This is a genomic window from Granulicella rosea, assembly GCF_900188085.1.
GTDB lineage: Bacteria > Acidobacteriota > Terriglobia > Terriglobales > Acidobacteriaceae > Edaphobacter > Edaphobacter rosea.
This window is the reverse complement of record NZ_FZOU01000011.1, coordinates 94,007-112,375: the sequence shown is the minus strand read 5'-3', so window position 1 is coordinate 112,375 and position 18,369 is coordinate 94,007. Positions and strand designations below refer to the sequence as shown.

Sequence of the window (18,369 nt, the reverse complement as noted above, 5' to 3'; positions counted from 1 at the left end):
AACAACCTGCTGCGCGGCTATACCATTGAGAGACGATGATTTCTGTAAGTAAGCCAGACGCAATCCTCCTGCTCGCCCACGGCACGCCGGACGTGCTCTCCCAGATGGCCGAGTATCTTGCCAAGGTGACCAACGGCCGGCCCATGCCTGCCGCGGTGGTCGAAGAGCTGCAGCACCGCTACGCCGAGATCGGTCTGCGGGAGGAGCCGCTGCCCGAGGGGCCGCCGCTGACGCGCTGGACGCTGCTGCAGGGCAGGATGCTCGGCGAGTTGCTTGATATTCCGGTCTACGTCGGCATGCGCAACTGGCATCCGTACATCGCGGACGTGGTCGCGAAGATGCATGCGGACGGGGTTCGTCGGTTCAAGGCGGTGTGTCTCGCGCCGCAGAACTCGCGGACCTCGGTGGGGCTTTACCGGTCGGTGACGGCGAAGGCGGCGGCGGAGCTGGGGCTGGAGATGGAGTTTGTTGCCGGCTGGGCCGACCATCCTCTGCTGGCGGAGGCCTTTGCGCTGAAGATGTGGCCGGTGTGGGCCGAGGCCTGCGCCATCCTGAAGACGCGCGTGCCGGTGCTCTTCACCGCGCATGCCGTGCCCTGCCGGACGATCATGTCCGGCACGGTCAGCAGCCCGGCCAGTCCGTCCGCGCGTCCCGGCGCGCCGGTGCCGGCCGAGGGCATTCAGAACTACGGCGCCAGCACTACGCCGGACCCGTACGCGGTCGAGTGCAAGCGTACGGCGATGCACATTGCCAGGGCGCTTGCGCCGGTCGGCATGACCGATCGCGACTGGTACTTCGCCTTCCAGAGTCAGGGTGTGGCCGGCGCGCCGTGGATCGGCCCGACGGTCGAGGACACGCTGAAGGCGCTCGCCGCCGAGGGCCATAAGGGCGTCGTGCTGCAGCCGGTCGGCTTCCTCTGCGACCACGTCGAAATCCTCTACGATATCGACATCGCCTTCAAGGAGACGGCCCGCGAGCTGGGGTTACATCTGTGGCGCGCGGACAGCCTGAACGACTCGCCGACGCTTATACAGGCTGTCGCCGAGGTGGCCAATGGGACGTGGCAGGCGGATGTGGATGAGCGCGGCGGGCAGTAAAGATGCGTTTGAAACGGCTTGCTAGACTAGCGTTATGCTGCAATCTCACCTCCCCCCGCACTGGATCAACCGGGCCATGATGAAACATGTTTCTCTGGGTATCTTGTTACTGACTGCATCGCTGGCGCGTGCGGAATCCACCGGCTACGCGGCGCCTCGGCTGGATGCCACCTCCTATCGGGGCGATCCGTGGAGGAACAAGGATGGCTCGTACCGCTACTCGCTGGAGCTTGGCGGCGGCGTCGCCCTGCCTGCGGGCGCGACGAAGAAGTACCAGAACACGGCGGGCGGGTTCCGTCTGGGCGGCGGCTACAACCTGAATCGTCGCCTTGGGATCATGCTGCAGTACGACTTCAACAACTTCGGTGTGCCCAATTCGCTGCTGCAGCATCTTCCCAGCGCAGGCGATAACTACACAGGGAGAGTGCATCTGTGGTCGCTGACCGCGGCGCCGGTGGTGCAGCTTCTTCGCAGTGACGGCGCGAGCGTCTACCTGACCGGCGGCGGCGGGTTCTACCGGAAGCTGGTGAAGTTCGATACGACGACCAAGGGTTGCAATCCGGATGGCGGATGCCTGAACTTCCCAACCTACGCCGGCGGCGACTCGAACAACGCCGGCGGCGTCAGCCTGGGTCTGGGCGCGGCGAAGAAGATCGCATTCGAGAGCAAGGTGCGGGTATTCGCGGAGGCGCGCTACGTCTGGATCGCGAACACCGGTGGTCATCCCGGCATCCATGCCGATATCGCCAACAAGCGGACGGGTTACTTTCCCATCCTGATCGGTTTGAAATGGTGAACACTTCACGGCGCACGGCCATCGTCGGCGGCGGCGTCGCGGGCGTGACCGCCGCCTGGCAGCTCGCGCGGCACGGCGCGGCGTTCACGCTCTTCGAGTCACGCGCGCGGCTCGGCGGCACGGTCGAAACCGTGCGGCGCGACGGCTTCACCGTCGAGTGCGGGCCGGATGGCTGGGTGACCGAGAAGCCGTGGGCGCGCGCGCTGGCGGAGGAGCTTGGGCTTGGCGACGAGCTGATCGCGTCGAACGACGCGACGCGCAAGACCTACATCGCCACCGCTGGCGGACTGGTCGCGATGCCCGACGGCATGCGCATGATGGTTCCCACCGACCTTGCCTCGCTGGATGCGTCGGAGCTGTTTTCCGCCGATGCGAAGTCCGCCTACGCGCGGGAGCTTGCCAGCGCCGGCACCCTGAAGGCCGACGCGCCGGACGCGGACGAGTCGGTCGCCAGCTTCGTGCTGCGGCACTTTGGCGCGGAGGTGCTGGCGAAGATCGGCGCGCCGCTGCTGGGCGGGGTCTTCGGCGGCGACGTGCATACGCTGAGCGTGCAGGCCGTGATGGCGAACTTCGTCGCGTTGGAGCGCCAGCACGGCAGCCTGATCGCGGGTCTGCAGGCGAGGCTCGCCGCAGCGCCAGCGGGGCGGAAACCGGCGTCGATCTTCACCAGCCTGCGCGGCGGCACGGGGATGCTGATCGACCGGATGGCCGCTTCGATACCCGGAGAAGACGTCCGGCTGACGACCCCGGTGACGGCGATCTTTCGCCGGGACGGCGGGTGGATTGTCGCGACGGCCAGCGGGGAAGAGGCATATGACGCGCTTTTTCTCGCCACGCCCGCGCATGTCGCGAGCGAGTTGCTGCGTCCGCTCGACCCGCGCATGGCCGAGCTGACGATCATGGAGGCGAGCTCCGCCGTGGTTGCGGCGATTGCGTTCGACGAACACTTCGACCTGCCGCCGGGCTTCGGCTTCCTCGCGCCCGAGGGGCAGGGAAGCCAGTTGCTGGCAGGCACCTTCGTCGACCAGAAGTTTCCGCACCGCGCGCCGGAAGGAAGACGGCTGCTGCGCGCATTCTTCGGCAGCGCCGCCGCCGACCGGCTGGCCCTGTTGCCGGATGACGAGATCGCCGCGCTTGCTTTGGATGAGCTGGAAAAGATCGTCGGCAGGCTGCCCGCGCCGGCGTTTTCGGTCGTCCGCCGCTGGCCGAAGAGTCTGCCGCAGTATGCTGTGGGGCATCTGGAGCGGATGGCGGGGCTGGCTACGCGGGTGGCCGCTCAGCCGGGGCTTTGGCTGCTGGGCAATGGGTATCGCGGGGTGGGACTCCCGGATTTGATCCGCGATGCGCGGGCGGCTGCGGATGCGGTCGCCGGCTGAGGACGCTCTATGGCGTCTTCGGCGTGATGAAGCACCAGGCGGTGTAGTTGATCTCGCTCCAGGCCTGCGGGGCGAGGGGGTGTCCCGGGAAGAGCGGGTCGTTCAACGGCATAAATTTGACCCGGACGCGAATCCTGTCGCGACCGCGGGTGAGTTCGACCGGCAGCAAAATCTCGTCTTCGCGGAAGCGGCGGTTGGAGGTGCGGATGGTGTGCTCCGTTGCGCCCAGCTCCTCCTTCGGGTTGGAGTAGACGACGGTGTTCGAGCCGGCCAGGTACCACACGCCGGCGGGGCTCCACCGGCCGGGTGCGGTTTCGATGGAGACCTCCGCCCGCTGGTCGGGGTAGGAGTAGTCGAGCTTCCGGCGCAGGAGTACGCCCTGGTTGTCCTTGCGGAGTTGCAGGTCGAACTCCGAGACGCCGGTGGTTGTGCGGCCCGTATCTGTGGATGCGGGGTAGACGACCTTTCCGCCGCGCAGGGTATCTGGTCCAAGCTCGAAGCGCGATCTGATCTCGTATGGGGCGGAGGCGGCGGGCGAGTTGTAGGCGTGGGCCTTTTCGCTGGCCTCATCGCCGATCTGGATCTTGTCGGTCTGGGCGATGGAGGGCGAGGGAAGGCCGTACCAGTAGGCGATGGTCTCGTAGTGCTCCACGGCCTGGTTCTCGCCGCCGTGTTCGAGGCGGATGACGGCGTTTTTGCCGAAGGGGAAGAGGTCCGCGAGGAGGAAGCGGTAGGCGGATTCGATCCGGTCGGCGTCGCTGACGGCGGATGACGGCTGTTTGGCTCCGACGGGGTGTCCGGCAAGGGCGAGGGTCATATTTTCGCCGCCCCAGTAGTCGCCTCCGCCGCCCCACTCCTCGGTACCGGTGCCCTGCGCCTGCGGGGTCTGGCTGTCGTCGAAGAAGAAGCGCGGATCGCCTTCGAGGGTCGTGAGATTGGCGGCGTGGGAGAAGATGAACGAGGTGCCGATGAAGCTGCCGGACCACTCCGAGGCGTCTTCGGCCTGGCGGGTATCGAGGAGCACCATGTCTTCGCCGGGCGTCGGCGTGGGGATGTCCCGGTAGGTCGCGTGGAAGTAGCTGCTGCGGGTGGGCGAGGTTCCGAGCGGCATCGTGCGGGTAGTCCAGCGGACGTCCCGTATCGGCTCGCCTGCGCCGACGAGCTCGATGCGGGCGCTCCGAAAGAACGGCATGGGGAAGTAGCAGGCCAGCTCGACTCTGCCTTTGTGAAAGCGGATGCTGACGGGCAAAGCCTTCACCAGGTACTCCTTTTTCTCGCGATTGTAGAGCGTGCCGGCGCCGTAGAAGAGCGCGACCGGGACATCGATCGAGGGCTGGGAGCGACCGTCCCAGGTCGCCCGGAGGCGGACCTTTTCGAAGGCTGCTGCCTGGTCTTCCGGGATCGAGAAGGTGAGCACGCGGAGGGTGGATGGGCCTTTCAGGCTTGCGACCGGGGTGGCGTTCGTTCCGAACAGGGTGAGTATGCCAGTCTGCTCGACCACTCCGCGTCTGGCGTCCGGCTTCGGCGCGATGTCGGCGCCGGCGGAGCGGAGCAGGTCGAGCACGTCCGAGGTGGGGACGGTGTGTTCGTTCCAGCTCTGCAGCGGGTGCGAGAGCGCGGCACCAGGGGCGAAGAGGTCGTAGATGTAGTAGCCGGTGCCATACTTCGTCCGGCCGTAGGCCATCTGGAAGCTGCGCTCGAAGGCGATGGGCGACCACATGAGGTCGGCGCCCCTGGTCGTCGTCCAGGTCTCGTTCAGTGGCGAGGGAAACGGCGCGGACGGGAGGAAGCTGGAGCTGGCGACACGCTTGTTCGGGTCGGCGGTGTTAGTCTCGGCGACGATGTGGTCCTTGCCGTCGACGACGAAGTGCCACGGGCTTCCATGCCAATGGTTGTAGCGGCTGAAGACGAGCAGGCCGGGGCTCTGGAGGTCGAGCGTGACGTTGACCGTGTCGGAGACCTGGCGGAGGAAGTGCGAGGCGTCGACGCCTTCATTGCCGCCGGCGCGGTCGTAGGTGCTGCGCATGTAGGCGCGCATGCCGATGCGCTGCTCGGGCCAGCGATCCCACTGGCGATAGGCGTCGAGGCCCACGGGCAGGGGCGACTGTGCCTGCTGGGCCCGGCAGATTCCGCAGGCCGCTATCAGGAGGAAGCAGGGGAGTTTTGAGCGGACGACGTCTGGGGCGATTTTAGACAGCGGTGTCTTCATGTGGCCTCATGTTTTCCGTCGGCCAGCTTACCATCTTTTCTGAATTTTCCGATTTGGCCGGTGAAGGGCAGTGTAGATGTCGAAGTGCTGCGAGTGAGCTTCTTGTCTGAGTACACTCAGGGAATGGACCTTCGCCTCGTCGAGACCGATCTACCGCTGCGCCTGCGGTTTGAAACGCCGTTGAGCGAAGAGGCCCTGTTCCGGTTTTGCGAGGGGAACGATTCGGTCTGGATCGAACGGGAGCCGAATGGCGAGCTGAGTGTCGGCCTGCTTGCCGGTGCTCGGGCATCGCGGGTTCTCGTGGCTATTCTGTGTCAGCTTTGGGACTGGGCGGAGAAGGATGGCCGGGGCCAGGTTTTGTCGAATGCTGGGTTTCTGTTGCCGGATGGCTCAATGCGTGGGGCGCAACTGGCCTGGGTGTCGAATGAGCGTTGGCAGGCGTTGACCGAAGAGCAGAGGCATGGGTTCGCGCCGTTGTGTCCGGAGTTTGTTGTGCATGTGCTTGGATTTGCCGCAGAGTTGGCAGAGGCGCGAGCGAGAATGGAACGGTGGATCGCGAACGGCGCTCAGTTCGCCTTGCTGTTTGACCCCGGGCTGCAGCAGGTGACGACTTTTCGCTCCGCCATGCAGCCGGAGATCCAGGATGAGTGGAAGTCGGGGCCGGGTGGCGAGGTATTCAGGGGCGCTCATCGTGTCCTTTCGGGGGGCTGGCGATGACGAAAGATGACAGGATGACAGTGGCGATCGTTGTCGATCCACACTACAGCGGTCTGAAAGAGCTCACCGCAGAGATGCCGGTATGGATCATCGACACGCCCTTCAATCGGGCGCTGGCGGAATCGTCGTGGCAACCCGGTCAGGTAGCGGATGCATTTGGCGGGGTCACCTTATACAAGGTGAGTTCGCCTGACGCTGCGGAGCGCAATGGAATCGGAATTCTCGACATGGTCGATCTTCATCATGGTGTGTACTCCTCGGGTATGCCGATCTCCACGCTGAAGGTCATCGGAACCGGCCTGAGTCCAGTTTTTCAGGCCGCACTGCGAGAGTACGATTTCGTTAGTTTCGAAGAGACGGCCTTCGGATTTCTCGCGTACACAGAGCCGGGCGGTCATCAATCCGCCCAGAATTCTTGACGCACGTCGAACTTTCCGGCATACTCATAAGGTTGCCTCAACACTCGTTGGGCAGTCGAACCACGCCAGGGCGGAAGTTGCACCTGAGGGTGGAAGATAGGGAAGAGAAGAAACCATGGCACAGAAGATCTCCAAGAATTTGACGAAGGCGCGCGCGTTGGTTGAGCCGCGTCCGTACACGCTGAACGATGCCGTTCCGCTTCTCCAGAAGGCCAAGTACGCGAAGTTCGACGAGACCGTCGACCTGACGCTGCGCCTCGGCGTCGATCCCCGCCACGCCGATCAGATGGTTCGCGGCACGGTGGTTCTGCCCCACGGTCTCGGCAAGTCGAAGATCGTTGCGGTCATCGCCTCGGGCGACAAGATCAAGGATGCAGAGGCCGCAGGTGCCGAGTTCTTCGGCGGCGAAGAGCTGGTTGAGAAGATTCAGAAAGAGGGCTGGACGGCCTTCGACGCGCTGATCGCGACCCCCGACATGATGAAGTCGGTCGGACGTCTCGGTAAGGTTCTCGGACCGCGCGGCCTGATGCCGAACCCGAAGACCGGCACCGTCACCCAGGATGTGGTTGGCGCGATCCGCGAGATCAAGGCCGGTAAGGTCGAGTTCCGCACGGACAAGACCGCTCTGGTTCACGTTCCGGTGGGCAAGCTCTCCTTTGACTCGCAGAAGCTGGTCGACAATGCGATGACGGTCATTTCGAGCGTTCTGAAGGCCAAGCCTTCGGCCGCCAAGGGCAAGTATGTCAAGGGCATCACGCTCAGCTCCACGATGGGCCCTGGCATCCAGCTCGATTCGAGCGTCACGGACATTGCAGGCAAGCAGTAGTTTTCGCCAGACTTTTGCGTCCCAGGCAGGGCAAACAATTTTGAGAGCTTGCGGCTAAAAGCCAGCGGCTAAAGGTTAGGTTTCTTATGGCAATCAGCAAAGCAAAAAAAGCGGAAAAGGTGACGATGCTCACCAAGGAGCTTGCGGGCTCCACCTCCGCTCTCATCGGCACCTTCAAGGGTCTGACGGCTTCGAAGGACTTCGATCTTCGCAAGACGGTCCGCGCGGCTGGCGGTAGCTACCACGTGGTCAAGAATAAGCTCGCCGCGACGGCCAGCAAGGGCTCAAAGCTCGAGGCCGCGCTGCAGGGCCTCAAGGGCGTCTCGTCGGTCGCGTACACGTCGGGCGATCCGGTTGCCCTCGCCAAGGCGCTCTCGGCCTGGGTGAAGGACAACTCGGAGTTCACCTTCAAGCTCGGCATCGTCGACGGCAAGGTGATCACGGCCAAGGAGATTGGCGATCTGGCGACCATGCCGGGTAAGGAAGAGCTCTTCTCGAAGCTGCTGTTCCTCATCCAGTCGCCGGCGCAGCGCCTCGCCACGGTCATCAACGCCACTGGCCGCGACCTCGCGGTCGTCATCAACCAGGGCGTCGAGAAGGAAAAGTTCGCGGCTGGCGCGGCTCCGGCTGCTCCCGCGGCGGCTGCTCCGGTCGCTGAAGTCGCGGCTGAGCCTGAAGTTGCCGCAGCGCACGTCGAGGAGTCTGCCGCAGCCGAGCAGCCCGAGAACGGCACTGCATCGCAGGCTGGCGAAGCTGCAAACAGCGAGCCGGTAGAAGGCTAATCCAAGTTTCGCTTCGCCTTGCCGGGTGCGCCAGTCTGGGCGCAACGGAAACCCGGTGGGTGGGGCAGCCGAAGAGTAAGAGTGCTTCGGAATCGCAACTGAAACACAAAAGTTCAGCACTATATATACGGAGAAATCACATGGCAGACCTTCAGCAGTTGGAAGATTCAATCGTTAGCCTCAGCCTTCTGGAAGCATCGGCTCTGGTCAAGAAGCTCGAAGAGCGTCTCGGCGTCTCGGCAGCAGCGGCTGTCGCGGCTCCCGCAGCCGGCGGCGGCGCAGCAGCGGCTGCGGTCGTCGAAGAGCAGACCGAGTTCACCGTCATCCTGAAGGATGCCGGCGCGAACAAGATCAGCACCATCAAGACCGTCCGCGAAGTCACCGGCCTGGGCCTCAAGGAAGCCAAGGATCTGGTCGACGGCGCTCCGAAGCCCTTGAAGGAGAACGTTTCGAAGGAAGATGCGGCTGCCATCGTCAAGAAGTTCGAAGGCATCGCAACTGTCGAGACCAAGTAACACCTGCAACTTGCACGTCCAGGCGGAAAGCGGTATCCTCTTCTTTGGGGATATCCGCTTCCGCCTTGACGTGCGGATGTGGTTCCTATTCATTCGAGAAGTATCCGATCCATCCCGCGTAGTGCTTCGAGCGGGCTAAGGGGTCGGCCATATGGTCCGTCAAGCGGCGGCGGGCGATATGAAACTGTCGGGCGGCAGCAAACTTTGAAGCAGGGCGAGCTTCAAACGGTGGCAGGTATCACTCTTATTAGCGTTGAATCAGTGCACAAGTCGGTCTTTGCGCTCCCGGGAAGCTCTGTCCCTGCGGGCGTTTTTGCCGTTTCTGCTATCTCGCGCATTCCGGGAGTGCCTTCCGGAAATCATCGTCCGCCGTTTTTATAGCAGCTTCGCACCGGCACGGGAAGTAAAAAGCAGCGCCATGTAGAAGTTTTATCGGCAGCATCCGCAAGTTCATCTTTACCCAGGTTTCGATTTTGAAAGGCCAATCAAGTCAGGTTGGCGAAAGTATGCGCACCCGGATCGCCAGAGTGCTTCGGCGGCTGTACCGGAGTAGAAACGCCACCGCGCGGTGGAAATAAACCCGGAGGATCGTGCAAGCGGTCCTCCACCTCGACTTTGCCGGCGGCAAGCCAGGCTCCCCACTGAGATGCGGGTTGCCGGTGAAGAAGAGGCCTTGAAGTAAGTCTCAGGAGAGAGCATGTCTGAAATGCGCGCGATCCGCAGCCGTCTCGATTTTTCGAAGATCCCCACCTCCATCCAGATTCCGAACCTGATCGAAGTTCAGCGCCGCAGCTACGAGCGCTTCCTGCAGATGGATAAGCTGCCCCAGGAGCGTGAAGACAATGGCCTGCAGTCGGTCTTCACCTCGGTCTTCCCGATCACCGACTTCCGCAACGTGAGCGAGCTCGAGTTCGTCGATTTCTCGATCGGCAACTGGGAGTGCAAGTGCGGTTACCTGAAGGGGCTCAACCATCTGCGCACCGCCTGCTCGCACTGCGGTCACATGGTCATCACCGACCCATTCCATCCGGGCGACGTGCTTTGCAACTTCTGCGGAACGTACAACAAGAACACGCCGGACTTCTGCACCAAGTGCGGAGACCCGGTGGGTCTGCAGTTGAAGTACGACCAGGCAGAGTGCGAAGAGCGCGGCATGACCTACTCGGCTCCGCTGAAGGTCACGATTCGCCTGAAGATTTACGACAAGGACCCGGAGACGGGCGTGAAGAGCCTGCGCGACATGAAGGAGCAGGAGGTCTTCTTCGGCGATATTCCGCTGATGAGCCAGAACGGCACCTTCATCGTCAACGGCACCGAGCGCGTCATCGTCTCGCAGCTTCACCGTTCGCCCGGCGTCTTCTTCGAGACGGCGAACAACCGCACCTACTTCCTGGGCAAGATCATCCCGTACCGCGGTTCGTGGGTCGAGTTCGAGTACGACCAGAAGAACACGCTGTACGTCCGCATCGACCGCAAGCGCAAGTTCCTGGGTACGATCTTCCTGCGCGCGCTCGGCCTGAAGTCGGACGAGGATATCCTCAAGACCTTCTACACCGTCGACACCATCAAGGTGGCCGAGGGCAAGCTGAGCTGGGTCGTTGCCGAGGATGGCAAGCCGACCAACCTGCTCGGCACCCGCCCGTCGTCTTCCGTGAAGGTTGCGGGCGATGAGATCGCGGTCGGCGGCCGCAAGGTTTCGCCCAGCGCGCTCAAGGGCCTGCGTTCGCACAAGATCGAGGCGGTCGAGGTCGAGACCAGCGAGTTCGACGGCGCGATGATCGCGGCCGACGTGGTCGATATGTCCACTGGCGAGCTGCTCTACGAGGCAAACCAGGAGCTGACCGCGGACAAGCTGCACAAGATCATCCAGTCCGGCGTGACGAGCTTCGAGGTCTTCTTCCCCGAGCGCGACGACGTAGGCAACATCATCACCAACACGCTGCGCCGCGACTCGGTCCGCAAGCCCGAAGAGGCGCTGATCGAGATCTACCGCAAGCTGCGTCCGGGCGACCCACCGACGCTCGACACCGCGACGGCTCTGTTCGAAGGCATGTTCTTCGATCCGCGCAAGTACGACTTCTCGCGTGTGGGCCGTTTGAAGTTCAACATCAAGCTGTATGAGAATCAGGATCCCAGCGGGCTTGACATGCGCACGCTGACGCCCGAGGACTTCTACGGCACGATCCGCTACCTGCTGAAGCTGCGCAAGAACATCGGCGTGGTGGACGACATCGATCACCTTGGCAACCGTCGCGTCCGCGCCGTCGGCGAACTGATGGAGAACCAGTTCCGCATCGGTCTCGTCCGCATGGAGCGCGCGATCAAGGAGAAGATGAGCGTCTATCAGGAGATGTCGACGGCGATGCCGCACGACCTGATCAACGCCAAGCCGGTCATGGCCGCGATCCGCGAGTTCTTCGGTTCGTCGCAGCTCTCGCAGTTCATGGACCAGACCAATCCTCTGTCGGAGATCACGCACAAGCGCCGCCTGTCGGCCCTTGGACCCGGTGGTCTGTCGCGTGAGCGCGCGGGCTTCGAAGTCCGCGACGTGCACCCGACTCACTACGGCCGCATTTGTCCGATCGAGACGCCGGAAGGCCCGAACATCGGTCTGATCTCGTCGCTGTCGTGCTTCGCGCGGATCAACGAGTACGGCTTCATCGAGAGCCCGTACCGTCGCGTGAAGGATGGTCGTGTGCTCGACTACGTGGCGGTGGCGAACGCCGGCGAGTCCGGTCTGCGCCAGGGCGATTACCTTGAGATCTCGGAGTCGGTGACGCTGAACGCGAAGCTGAAGGCCGAGGGCAAGCGCACGATGGATCTGGAGCCGTTCAGCTTCTATCTCTCGGCGTGGGAAGAGGATCGCCACACGATCGCGCAGGCGAACATCCAGCTCGACGAGACCTTGCACATCGTGCAGGACATCGTCGATGCGCGTCGCCAGGGCAACTTCGTACTCGTGAACAAGGCTGAGGTCGATTACGTCGACGTTTCGCCGAAGCAGCTTGTGTCGGTTGCCGCCTCGCTCGTGCCCTTCCTCGAGCACGACGACGCGAACCGCGCGCTGATGGGCGCAAACATGCAGCGTCAGTCCGTGCCGCTGCTGGTGGCCGAGGCGCCGTTTGTCGGCACCGGTATGGAAGGCGTCACCGCCCGCGACTCGGGCGCCGTCATCCTGGCCAAGCGCAACGGCATCATCGATTCGGTCGATAGCGAACGGATTATCGTTCGCGTCGAAGGAGAGCATCATCCCACGCAGTTGTCGCGTGAGGTGGGTTCGGACATCTATCAGCTCACGAAGTTCAAGCGCTCGAACCAGAACACCTGCATCAACCAGAAGCCGATCGTCCGCAAGGGCGACCGCGTGCTGAAGGGCCAGGTGATCGCGGACGGTCCTTGCACGGAGCAGGGCGAGCTGGGTCTCGGACGCAACGTGCTGGTGGCCTTCATGCCGTGGCGCGGCTACAACTTCGAGGACGCGATCCTGATCTCGGAAAAGCTGGTCCGCGAGGACTACTACACCTCGATCCACATCGAGGAGTTCGAGATCGAAGCGCGCGACACGAAGCTTGGGCCGGAAGAGATCACGCGCGATATCCCGAACGTTTCGGAGCACGCGCTGCGCGATCTGGACGAGTCGGGCATTATCCGCATCGGCGCGAAGATCGGTCACAACGACATCCTCGTCGGCAAGGTCACGCCCAAGGGCGAGACGCAGTTGACGCCGGAAGAGAAGCTGCTGCGCGCGATCTTCGGCGAAAAGGCCGGTGACGTTCGCGACGCGTCGCTGACGTGCCCTCCGGGTATCGAAGGCACCGTCGTCGACGTCCGCATCTTCTCCCGCAAGGGACAGGAGAAGGACGAGCGCGCCAAGCAGATCGAGCAGGAGATGGTTGAGAAGCTGGAGCGCAACCTGGCGGACGAGATTCGTATTCTCACAGACGAGCGTTTGAAGCGTCTTGAGGCGATTCTCGGCGGCAAGGAGGTCCTCGCCGACCTGCACGACGAGCGCACCAACAAGAAGCTGTTGAACAAGGGCGAAGTTCTCGACCGCGACATGATCGAGCTCATCAGCACGCGCAACCTGAAGCGTATTCGCTACGCCGATAAGGATCCGCGCGTGAACGAGCAGATCGACGAGATCGAGGAGATGACCTCGCGCCAGATCGACGTGCTGCGCAAGATCACGAACGAGAAGATCGGCAAGATGCAGAAGGGCGATGAGCTTTCGCCTGGCGTCATCAAGATGGTGAAGGTGTACATCGCGATGAAGCGCCGTCTGTCGGTTGGAGACAAGATGGCCGGCCGGCACGGTAACAAGGGTGTGGTCGCGCGCATTCTGCCGGAAGAGGACATGCCTTACCTCCCCGATGGAACTCCGGTCGAGATCGTGCTGAACCCGCTCGGCGTGCCTTCGCGTATGAACGTCGGACAGATCCTCGAGACGCACCTTGGCTGGGCCGCTCACACGCTGGGCGCACAGATCGCGGAGCTTGCTTCGAAGATGAGCGAAGCCAACGAGGTGCGCGAGCTCTTCAAGGCTCGCTTCGCCGGCACGGCTGCGTTGAACCAGCTTCTGAACCTGGACGACGAGCAGACGTTGCGCGTCGCGGCGGGCATGAAGCGCGGCATCTGGTTCGGCACGGCGGTCTTCGACGGCGCGCACGAGAGCGAGATCAAGGCGTTGCTGAAGTCCGCGGGTCTGCCCAGCTCGGGCAAGACGCAGCTCTTCGACGGCATGCTGGGCGAGCCGTTCGAGCAGCCCGCGACGGTTGGCTACATCTACATGCTCAAGCTGTCGCACCTTGTGGACGACAAGATCCACGCGCGCTCGATCGGACCGTACTCGCTCATCACTCAGCAGCCGCTGGGCGGTAAGGCGCAGTTCGGCGGACAGCGCTTCGGAGAGATGGAGGTCTGGGCCCTGGAAGCTTATGGCGCCGCCTACATCCTGCAGGAGCTGCTGACCGCGAAGTCCGACGACGTCTTCGGCCGTACGAAGATCTACGAGGCCATCGTCAAGGGTGAGGCTGCGATCGAACCCGGCGTTCCGGAGTCGTTCAACGTGCTCATCCGCGAGCTGCAGTCGCTCTGCCTGGACGTGGAGCTGGTCAAGGTTGCGGACCAGAAGAAGGTCGCGCTGCCGCAGATCGCCGCGGCTGACTAACCGATTCAACCGGGCTAGCCCCGGTGCACGACCCGCCGACGCCTGAAGCGCGGCTCCTCTGAGCAAGGCTTACGCTCAATGTTCACGGGAGCCGCCCACCGGGCACACCGGCACGAAATAGAAGAAGGCGTTGAGACTTCAAGCATCGACTCCAGCGCCCCGCAGTAAACCGTCGTCTACCCGCAGCAGTTGCTGCCACACGGAGAGAAAAGTATGTTCCGCTCCAGCCCCTTTGAACTGACCAGCCCCATCGCCGACTTCGACGCGATCAAGATCCAGCTCGCCAGCCCCGAGAAGATTCGCTCGTGGTCGCATGGCGAGGTCACCAAGCCCGAGACCATCAACTACCGCACCTTCAAGCCGGAGCGCGATGGCCTGTTCTGCGCCCGCATCTTCGGACCCATCACCGATTGGGAGTGCCTGTGCGGCAAGTACAAGCGCATGAAGCATCGCGGCGTCATCTGCGACAAGTGCGGCGTTGAAGTCACGCTGTCGAAGGTCCGGCGCGAGCGTCTCGGCCACATCGAACTCGCTTCGCCCTGCTCGCACGTCTGGTTCTTCAAGGGCCTGCCGTCGCGCATCGGCCACCTGCTCGACATCTCGCTGCGCGAGCTTGAGGCAGTGCTTTACTTCGAGTCGTACGTCGTCGTCGACCCAGGCGACGCGCCGGTCAAGGAGCGCGAGGTCATCAAGGACGAGACCAAGTTCCGCGAGCTCGACCAGCAGTATCGCCCCTCCGGCTTCAAGGCCATGATGGGCGCCGAGGCGATCAAGGAACTGCTGAAGCGCGTCGAGATCGAAGAGCTCGCTATCGAGCTGCGCGAGCGCATGAAGACCGAGACCTCGCTGCAGAAGAAGCTGAAGTATTCGAAGCGTCTGAAGATCGTCGAGGCCTTCCGCAAGTCCGACAACCTGCCGCAGTGGATGATTCTCGACGTGATCCCGGTGATCCCGCCGGAGCTTCGCCCGCTCGTTCCGCTCGACGGCGGCCGCTTCGCCACGTCGGACCTGAACGACCTGTACCGCCGCGTGATCAACCGCAACAACCGCCTCAAGAAGCTGATGGACCTGCACGCACCCGAGGTCATCGTCCGCAACGAGAAGCGCATGCTGCAGGAGGCCGTCGACGCTCTGTTCGACAACGGCCGCCGTGGCCGCGTGCTGCGTGGCGCGAACAACCGTCCGCTGAAGTCGCTCTCCGATACCCTCAAGGGCAAGCAGGGCCGCTTCCGTCAGAACCTGCTCGGTAAGCGCGTCGACTACTCCGGCCGTTCGGTCATCGTCGTCGGTCCCGAGCTGAAGCTGCACCAGTGCGGTCTGCCGAAGAAGATGGCGCTTGAGCTCTTCAAGCCCTTCATCTATCACCGCCTCGAACAGACCGGCCACTGCACGACCATCAAGCAGGCCAAAGAGATGGTCGAGATGCAGGAGCCGATCGTGTGGGACATCCTCGAAGAGGTCATCAAGGATCACCCGGTCCTGCTGAACCGCGCGCCGACGCTTCACCGTCTGGGTATCCAGGCGTTTGAGCCCGTGCTCGTCGAAGGCAAGGCGATCAAGATTCACCCGCTCGTCTGCACCGCCTTCAACGCGGACTTCGACGGCGACCAGATGGCCGTGCACATCCCGCTCTCGCCCGAGGCTCAGATTGAGGCTTCGGTCCTGATGCTGGCTTCGCACAACATCCTCTCGCCGGCGTCCGGCCAGCCGATCACGGTTCCGACGCAGGATCTCGTGCTCGGTCTCTACTACCTCACGAAGGCGAAGGTCAATGCCAAGGGGGAAGGCCGCGTCTTCGCGAACATCGAAGAGGTCTTCATGGCGCTCGAGGCCAAGCAGGTCGAGACGCTCACGCCGATCCGTCTGCGCTACACCGGCATGGTGCTCGACATGACCACCGCCTACGACGATCAGGACCTGACCCACACCGAGCCCGTCGAGTACAACAAGCAGTTCATCTCGACCACGGTCGGTCGCGCCATCCTGAACGATGCGCTGCCCGAAGGCATGCCGTTCGTCAACGGCCTGCTCAAGAAGAAGGGCATCGGCCAGCTCATCAACTACTGCTACCTGAACCTCGGTCTCGAAGTGACGGTCAAGACGCTTGATCGCGTCAAGGATCTGGGCTTCACCTATGCGACGCGCTCCGGCCTCTCGGTCGGACTCGACGACATGGTGATCCCGGCTTCGAAGTACACCGTCGTCGGCGATGCGGAGAAGCAGGTCATCAACGTCCAGCAGCAGTACCTCGACGGCGCGATCACCAACGGTGAGCGTAACAACAAGGTCATCCAGCTCTGGTCGAACGTGACCGAGCGCGTTGCCGACGAGATGTTCAACAACATGAAGCAGGCCGACAAGGACGGCGCCATGAACCCGATCTACATCATGGCCGACTCCGGCGCCCGTGGTTCGAAGCAGCAGATTCGTCAGCTCTCCGGTATGCGCGGACTGATGGCGAAGCCGAGCGGCGAAATCATCGAAACCCCCATCACGGCGAACTTCCGTGAAGGCCTCACCGTGCTGCAGTACTTCATCTCCACGCACGGTGCGCGTAAGGGTCTCGCCGATACGGCGCTCAAGACCGCCGACTCGGGTTACCTCACCCGCCGTCTCGTCGACGTGGCCCAGGATGTCATCATCTCGGACTACGACTGCGGTACGGTCGAAGGCATCTACGTCACCCCGATCATCGAAGCCGGTGAGACCATCGAGCCGCTGCGCGACCGCATCATCGGCCGCGTCTCGCTCGAGAAGCTCAAGGACTTCGAGGGCAAGACCATCGTCGAGATCAACCAGGAGATCGACGAGGATCGCGCCTCCGCCGTTCAGGCTGCGGGTATCGAGAAGGTGAAGATCCGCTCGGTGCTCACCTGCGAATCGAAGCGCGGATGCTGCATCCTCTGCTATGGACGCAATCTGGGTTCGGGCAAGATGGTCGAGATGGGCGAAGCGGTCGGAGTCATCGCCGCACAGTCCATCGGCGAGCCCGGAACGCAGCTCACCATGCGTACCTTCCACATCGGTGGAACGGCCAGCCGCGTCTCCGACGCTTCGCACCTCGAAGCCAAGAACGCCGGTACGGTCCGCTTCATCAACCTGGTCACGGTGCGCGCGAAGGAAGGCGGTCTGGTTGCGTTCAACCGGAACGGCTCCATTGCGGTCATCGACGACAAGGGACGCGAGAAGGAGCGCTACGCGATCGTCTACGGCGCGAAGCTGAAGGTTGAGGACGGCGAGCAGGTCGCTCAGGGCCAGGTCATCGGCGAGTGGGATCCGTACACGTTCTCGCTGCTCACCGAAATCGCCGGCACGGTCCAGTTCAAGGACCTGCAGGAGGGCGTCACGCTCAACGACGAGGTCGACGAGGTCACCGGACTGTCGCGTCTGGTCGTCGCGGACTCGCCCGATGAGAAGCGTCAGCCGGCCATCATCATCAAGAGCGCCTCTGGCAACAAGCGCTACCTCATGCCGTCGCGCGCCCACCTCATGGTCGCCGATGGAGATGAGATCTTCCCGGGCGACATCCTCGCGAAGATCCCGCGTGAGACGACCCGCACCAAGGACATCACGGGAGGTCTGCCGCGCGTCGTCGAGCTGTTCGAAGCGCGTAAGCCCCGCGATCCGGCGATCATCTCGAAGATCGACGGCGTGGTCCGGTTCGGCGAAGTCTCGAAGGGGCAGCGCAAGGTGTATGTCACGGCGGACAACGGTCAGGAAGAGGAGTACAGCGTTCCGCGCGGTGTGTACGTCAACGTCCAGGAAGGCGAGCGCCTGCGCGCCGGCGATCCGCTGATCGACGGACCGCGCAGCCCGCACGATGTGCTCGAAGTCCTGGGCGAACGTGCCGTACAGATGTATCTCGTGAACGAGATCCAGGAGGTCTACCGCTTGCAGGGTGTGACCATCTCGGACAAGCACATCGAGACCATCGTCCGCCAGATGCTGCGCTGGGTGAAGATCGAGGACGTAGGCGACACCAACTTCCTCGTCGACCAGCAGACGGACCGCTTCCGCTTCAACGAAGAGAACCAGCGCGTGCTGATGACGGGCGGTCGCCCGGCCATCGGACGCAGCTTGCTCCTCGGCATCACGAAGGCGTCGCTCTCGACCGACAGCTTCATCTCGGCCGCCAGCTTCCAGGAGACCACGCGCGTGCTCACCGAGGCTTCCATCAACGGAAGCATCGACACGCTGCGCGGCCTGAAGGAAAACGTCATCGTCGGCCGCCTGATCCCCGCCGGCACGGGCATGGAGTACTACCGCAACGTCCAGCTCTCGCCAGAGCTCGAAGAAGCGGCAGCCCAGGTCCAGCAGGAGGTCACCGCAGCCATCGAAGCTGAGGAGCGTGAGCTGGAACAGATGCGCATGGAAGGCGAACAGGAAGAAATGGCAGCCGAGTAACTTCGTTACACGTTCTCGACGCTTCGCGTGGGAACCTTAACTACAGCAGCAAAAGCGGGCG

Annotated in this window: 11 protein-coding genes; 10 read left to right on the top strand and 1 reads right to left on the bottom strand. The window is 63.1% G+C overall.

Annotated elements, in window-relative coordinates; all coding sequences use genetic code 11:
• Positions 1 to 35: 35 nt before the first annotated feature.
• From CHB87_RS20225 to hemG, 3 genes are all read left to right on the top strand, one after another.
• The gene (locus tag CHB87_RS20225) at positions 36 to 1,097 is read left to right on the top strand and encodes a ferrochelatase (protein ID WP_089410267.1); all 1,062 of its coding nucleotides are present in this window, start codon (positions 36 to 38) and stop codon (positions 1,095 to 1,097) included.
• A gap of 76 nt (positions 1,098 to 1,173) precedes the next feature.
• Positions 1,174 to 1,893 (top strand): outer membrane beta-barrel protein, encoded by a 720-nt coding sequence (locus tag CHB87_RS20220; protein ID WP_176441889.1) that lies wholly within the window; start codon positions 1,174 to 1,176, stop codon positions 1,891 to 1,893.
• Positions 1,887 to 3,269, top strand: coding sequence for a protoporphyrinogen oxidase (hemG, locus tag CHB87_RS20215; RefSeq protein ID WP_089410265.1), 1,383 nt, complete (start codon positions 1,887 to 1,889; stop codon positions 3,267 to 3,269). The genes CHB87_RS20220 and hemG overlap by 7 nt, the downstream gene beginning before the upstream one ends.
• A 7-nt stretch (positions 3,270 to 3,276) precedes the next feature.
• On the opposite strand, the gene CHB87_RS20210 is transcribed toward hemG, so the two are convergent.
• Positions 3,277 to 5,478, bottom strand: coding sequence for a DUF2961 domain-containing protein (locus CHB87_RS20210; protein WP_089410264.1), 2,202 nt, complete (start codon positions 5,476 to 5,478; stop codon positions 3,277 to 3,279).
• Positions 5,479 to 5,601: 123 nt separating this feature from the next.
• On the opposite strand from CHB87_RS20210, the gene CHB87_RS20205 reads away from it, so the two are divergent.
• The 7 genes from CHB87_RS20205 to rpoC all read left to right on the top strand — a co-directional run bounded on the left by CHB87_RS20205 (position 5,602) and on the right by rpoC (position 18,308).
• Positions 5,602 to 6,195 (top strand): Uma2 family endonuclease, encoded by a 594-nt coding sequence (locus CHB87_RS20205; RefSeq protein ID WP_142988454.1) that lies wholly within the window; start codon positions 5,602 to 5,604, stop codon positions 6,193 to 6,195.
• Between the two features lie 14 nt (positions 6,196 to 6,209).
• A complete protein-coding gene (locus CHB87_RS20200; RefSeq protein WP_142988453.1) occupies positions 6,210 to 6,614 on the top strand; it encodes a hypothetical protein in 405 nt (134 codons plus the stop codon).
• Between the two features lie 115 nt (positions 6,615 to 6,729).
• Complete coding sequence (rplA, locus tag CHB87_RS20195) at positions 6,730 to 7,440, top strand: 50S ribosomal protein L1 (protein ID WP_089410261.1); 711 nt, start codon at positions 6,730 to 6,732, stop codon at positions 7,438 to 7,440.
• 86 nt (positions 7,441 to 7,526) lie between these two features.
• A complete protein-coding gene (gene rplJ / locus CHB87_RS20190) occupies positions 7,527 to 8,222 on the top strand; it encodes a 50S ribosomal protein L10 (protein ID WP_089410260.1) in 696 nt (231 codons plus the stop codon).
• 140 nt (positions 8,223 to 8,362) lie between these two features.
• Positions 8,363 to 8,737, top strand: a complete 375-nt coding sequence (gene rplL / locus CHB87_RS20185) for a 50S ribosomal protein L7/L12 (RefSeq protein WP_089410259.1) — start codon at positions 8,363 to 8,365, stop codon at positions 8,735 to 8,737.
• 697 nt (positions 8,738 to 9,434) lie between these two features.
• Positions 9,435 to 13,904: a DNA-directed RNA polymerase subunit beta gene (gene rpoB / locus CHB87_RS20180; protein ID WP_089410258.1), complete on the top strand. Its 4,470-nt coding sequence runs from the start codon at positions 9,435 to 9,437 to the stop codon at positions 13,902 to 13,904.
• A gap of 213 nt (positions 13,905 to 14,117) precedes the next feature.
• Complete coding sequence (rpoC, locus tag CHB87_RS20175) at positions 14,118 to 18,308, top strand: DNA-directed RNA polymerase subunit beta' (protein ID WP_089410257.1); 4,191 nt, start codon at positions 14,118 to 14,120, stop codon at positions 18,306 to 18,308.
• The last annotated feature ends 61 nt before the right edge of the window (positions 18,309 to 18,369 follow it).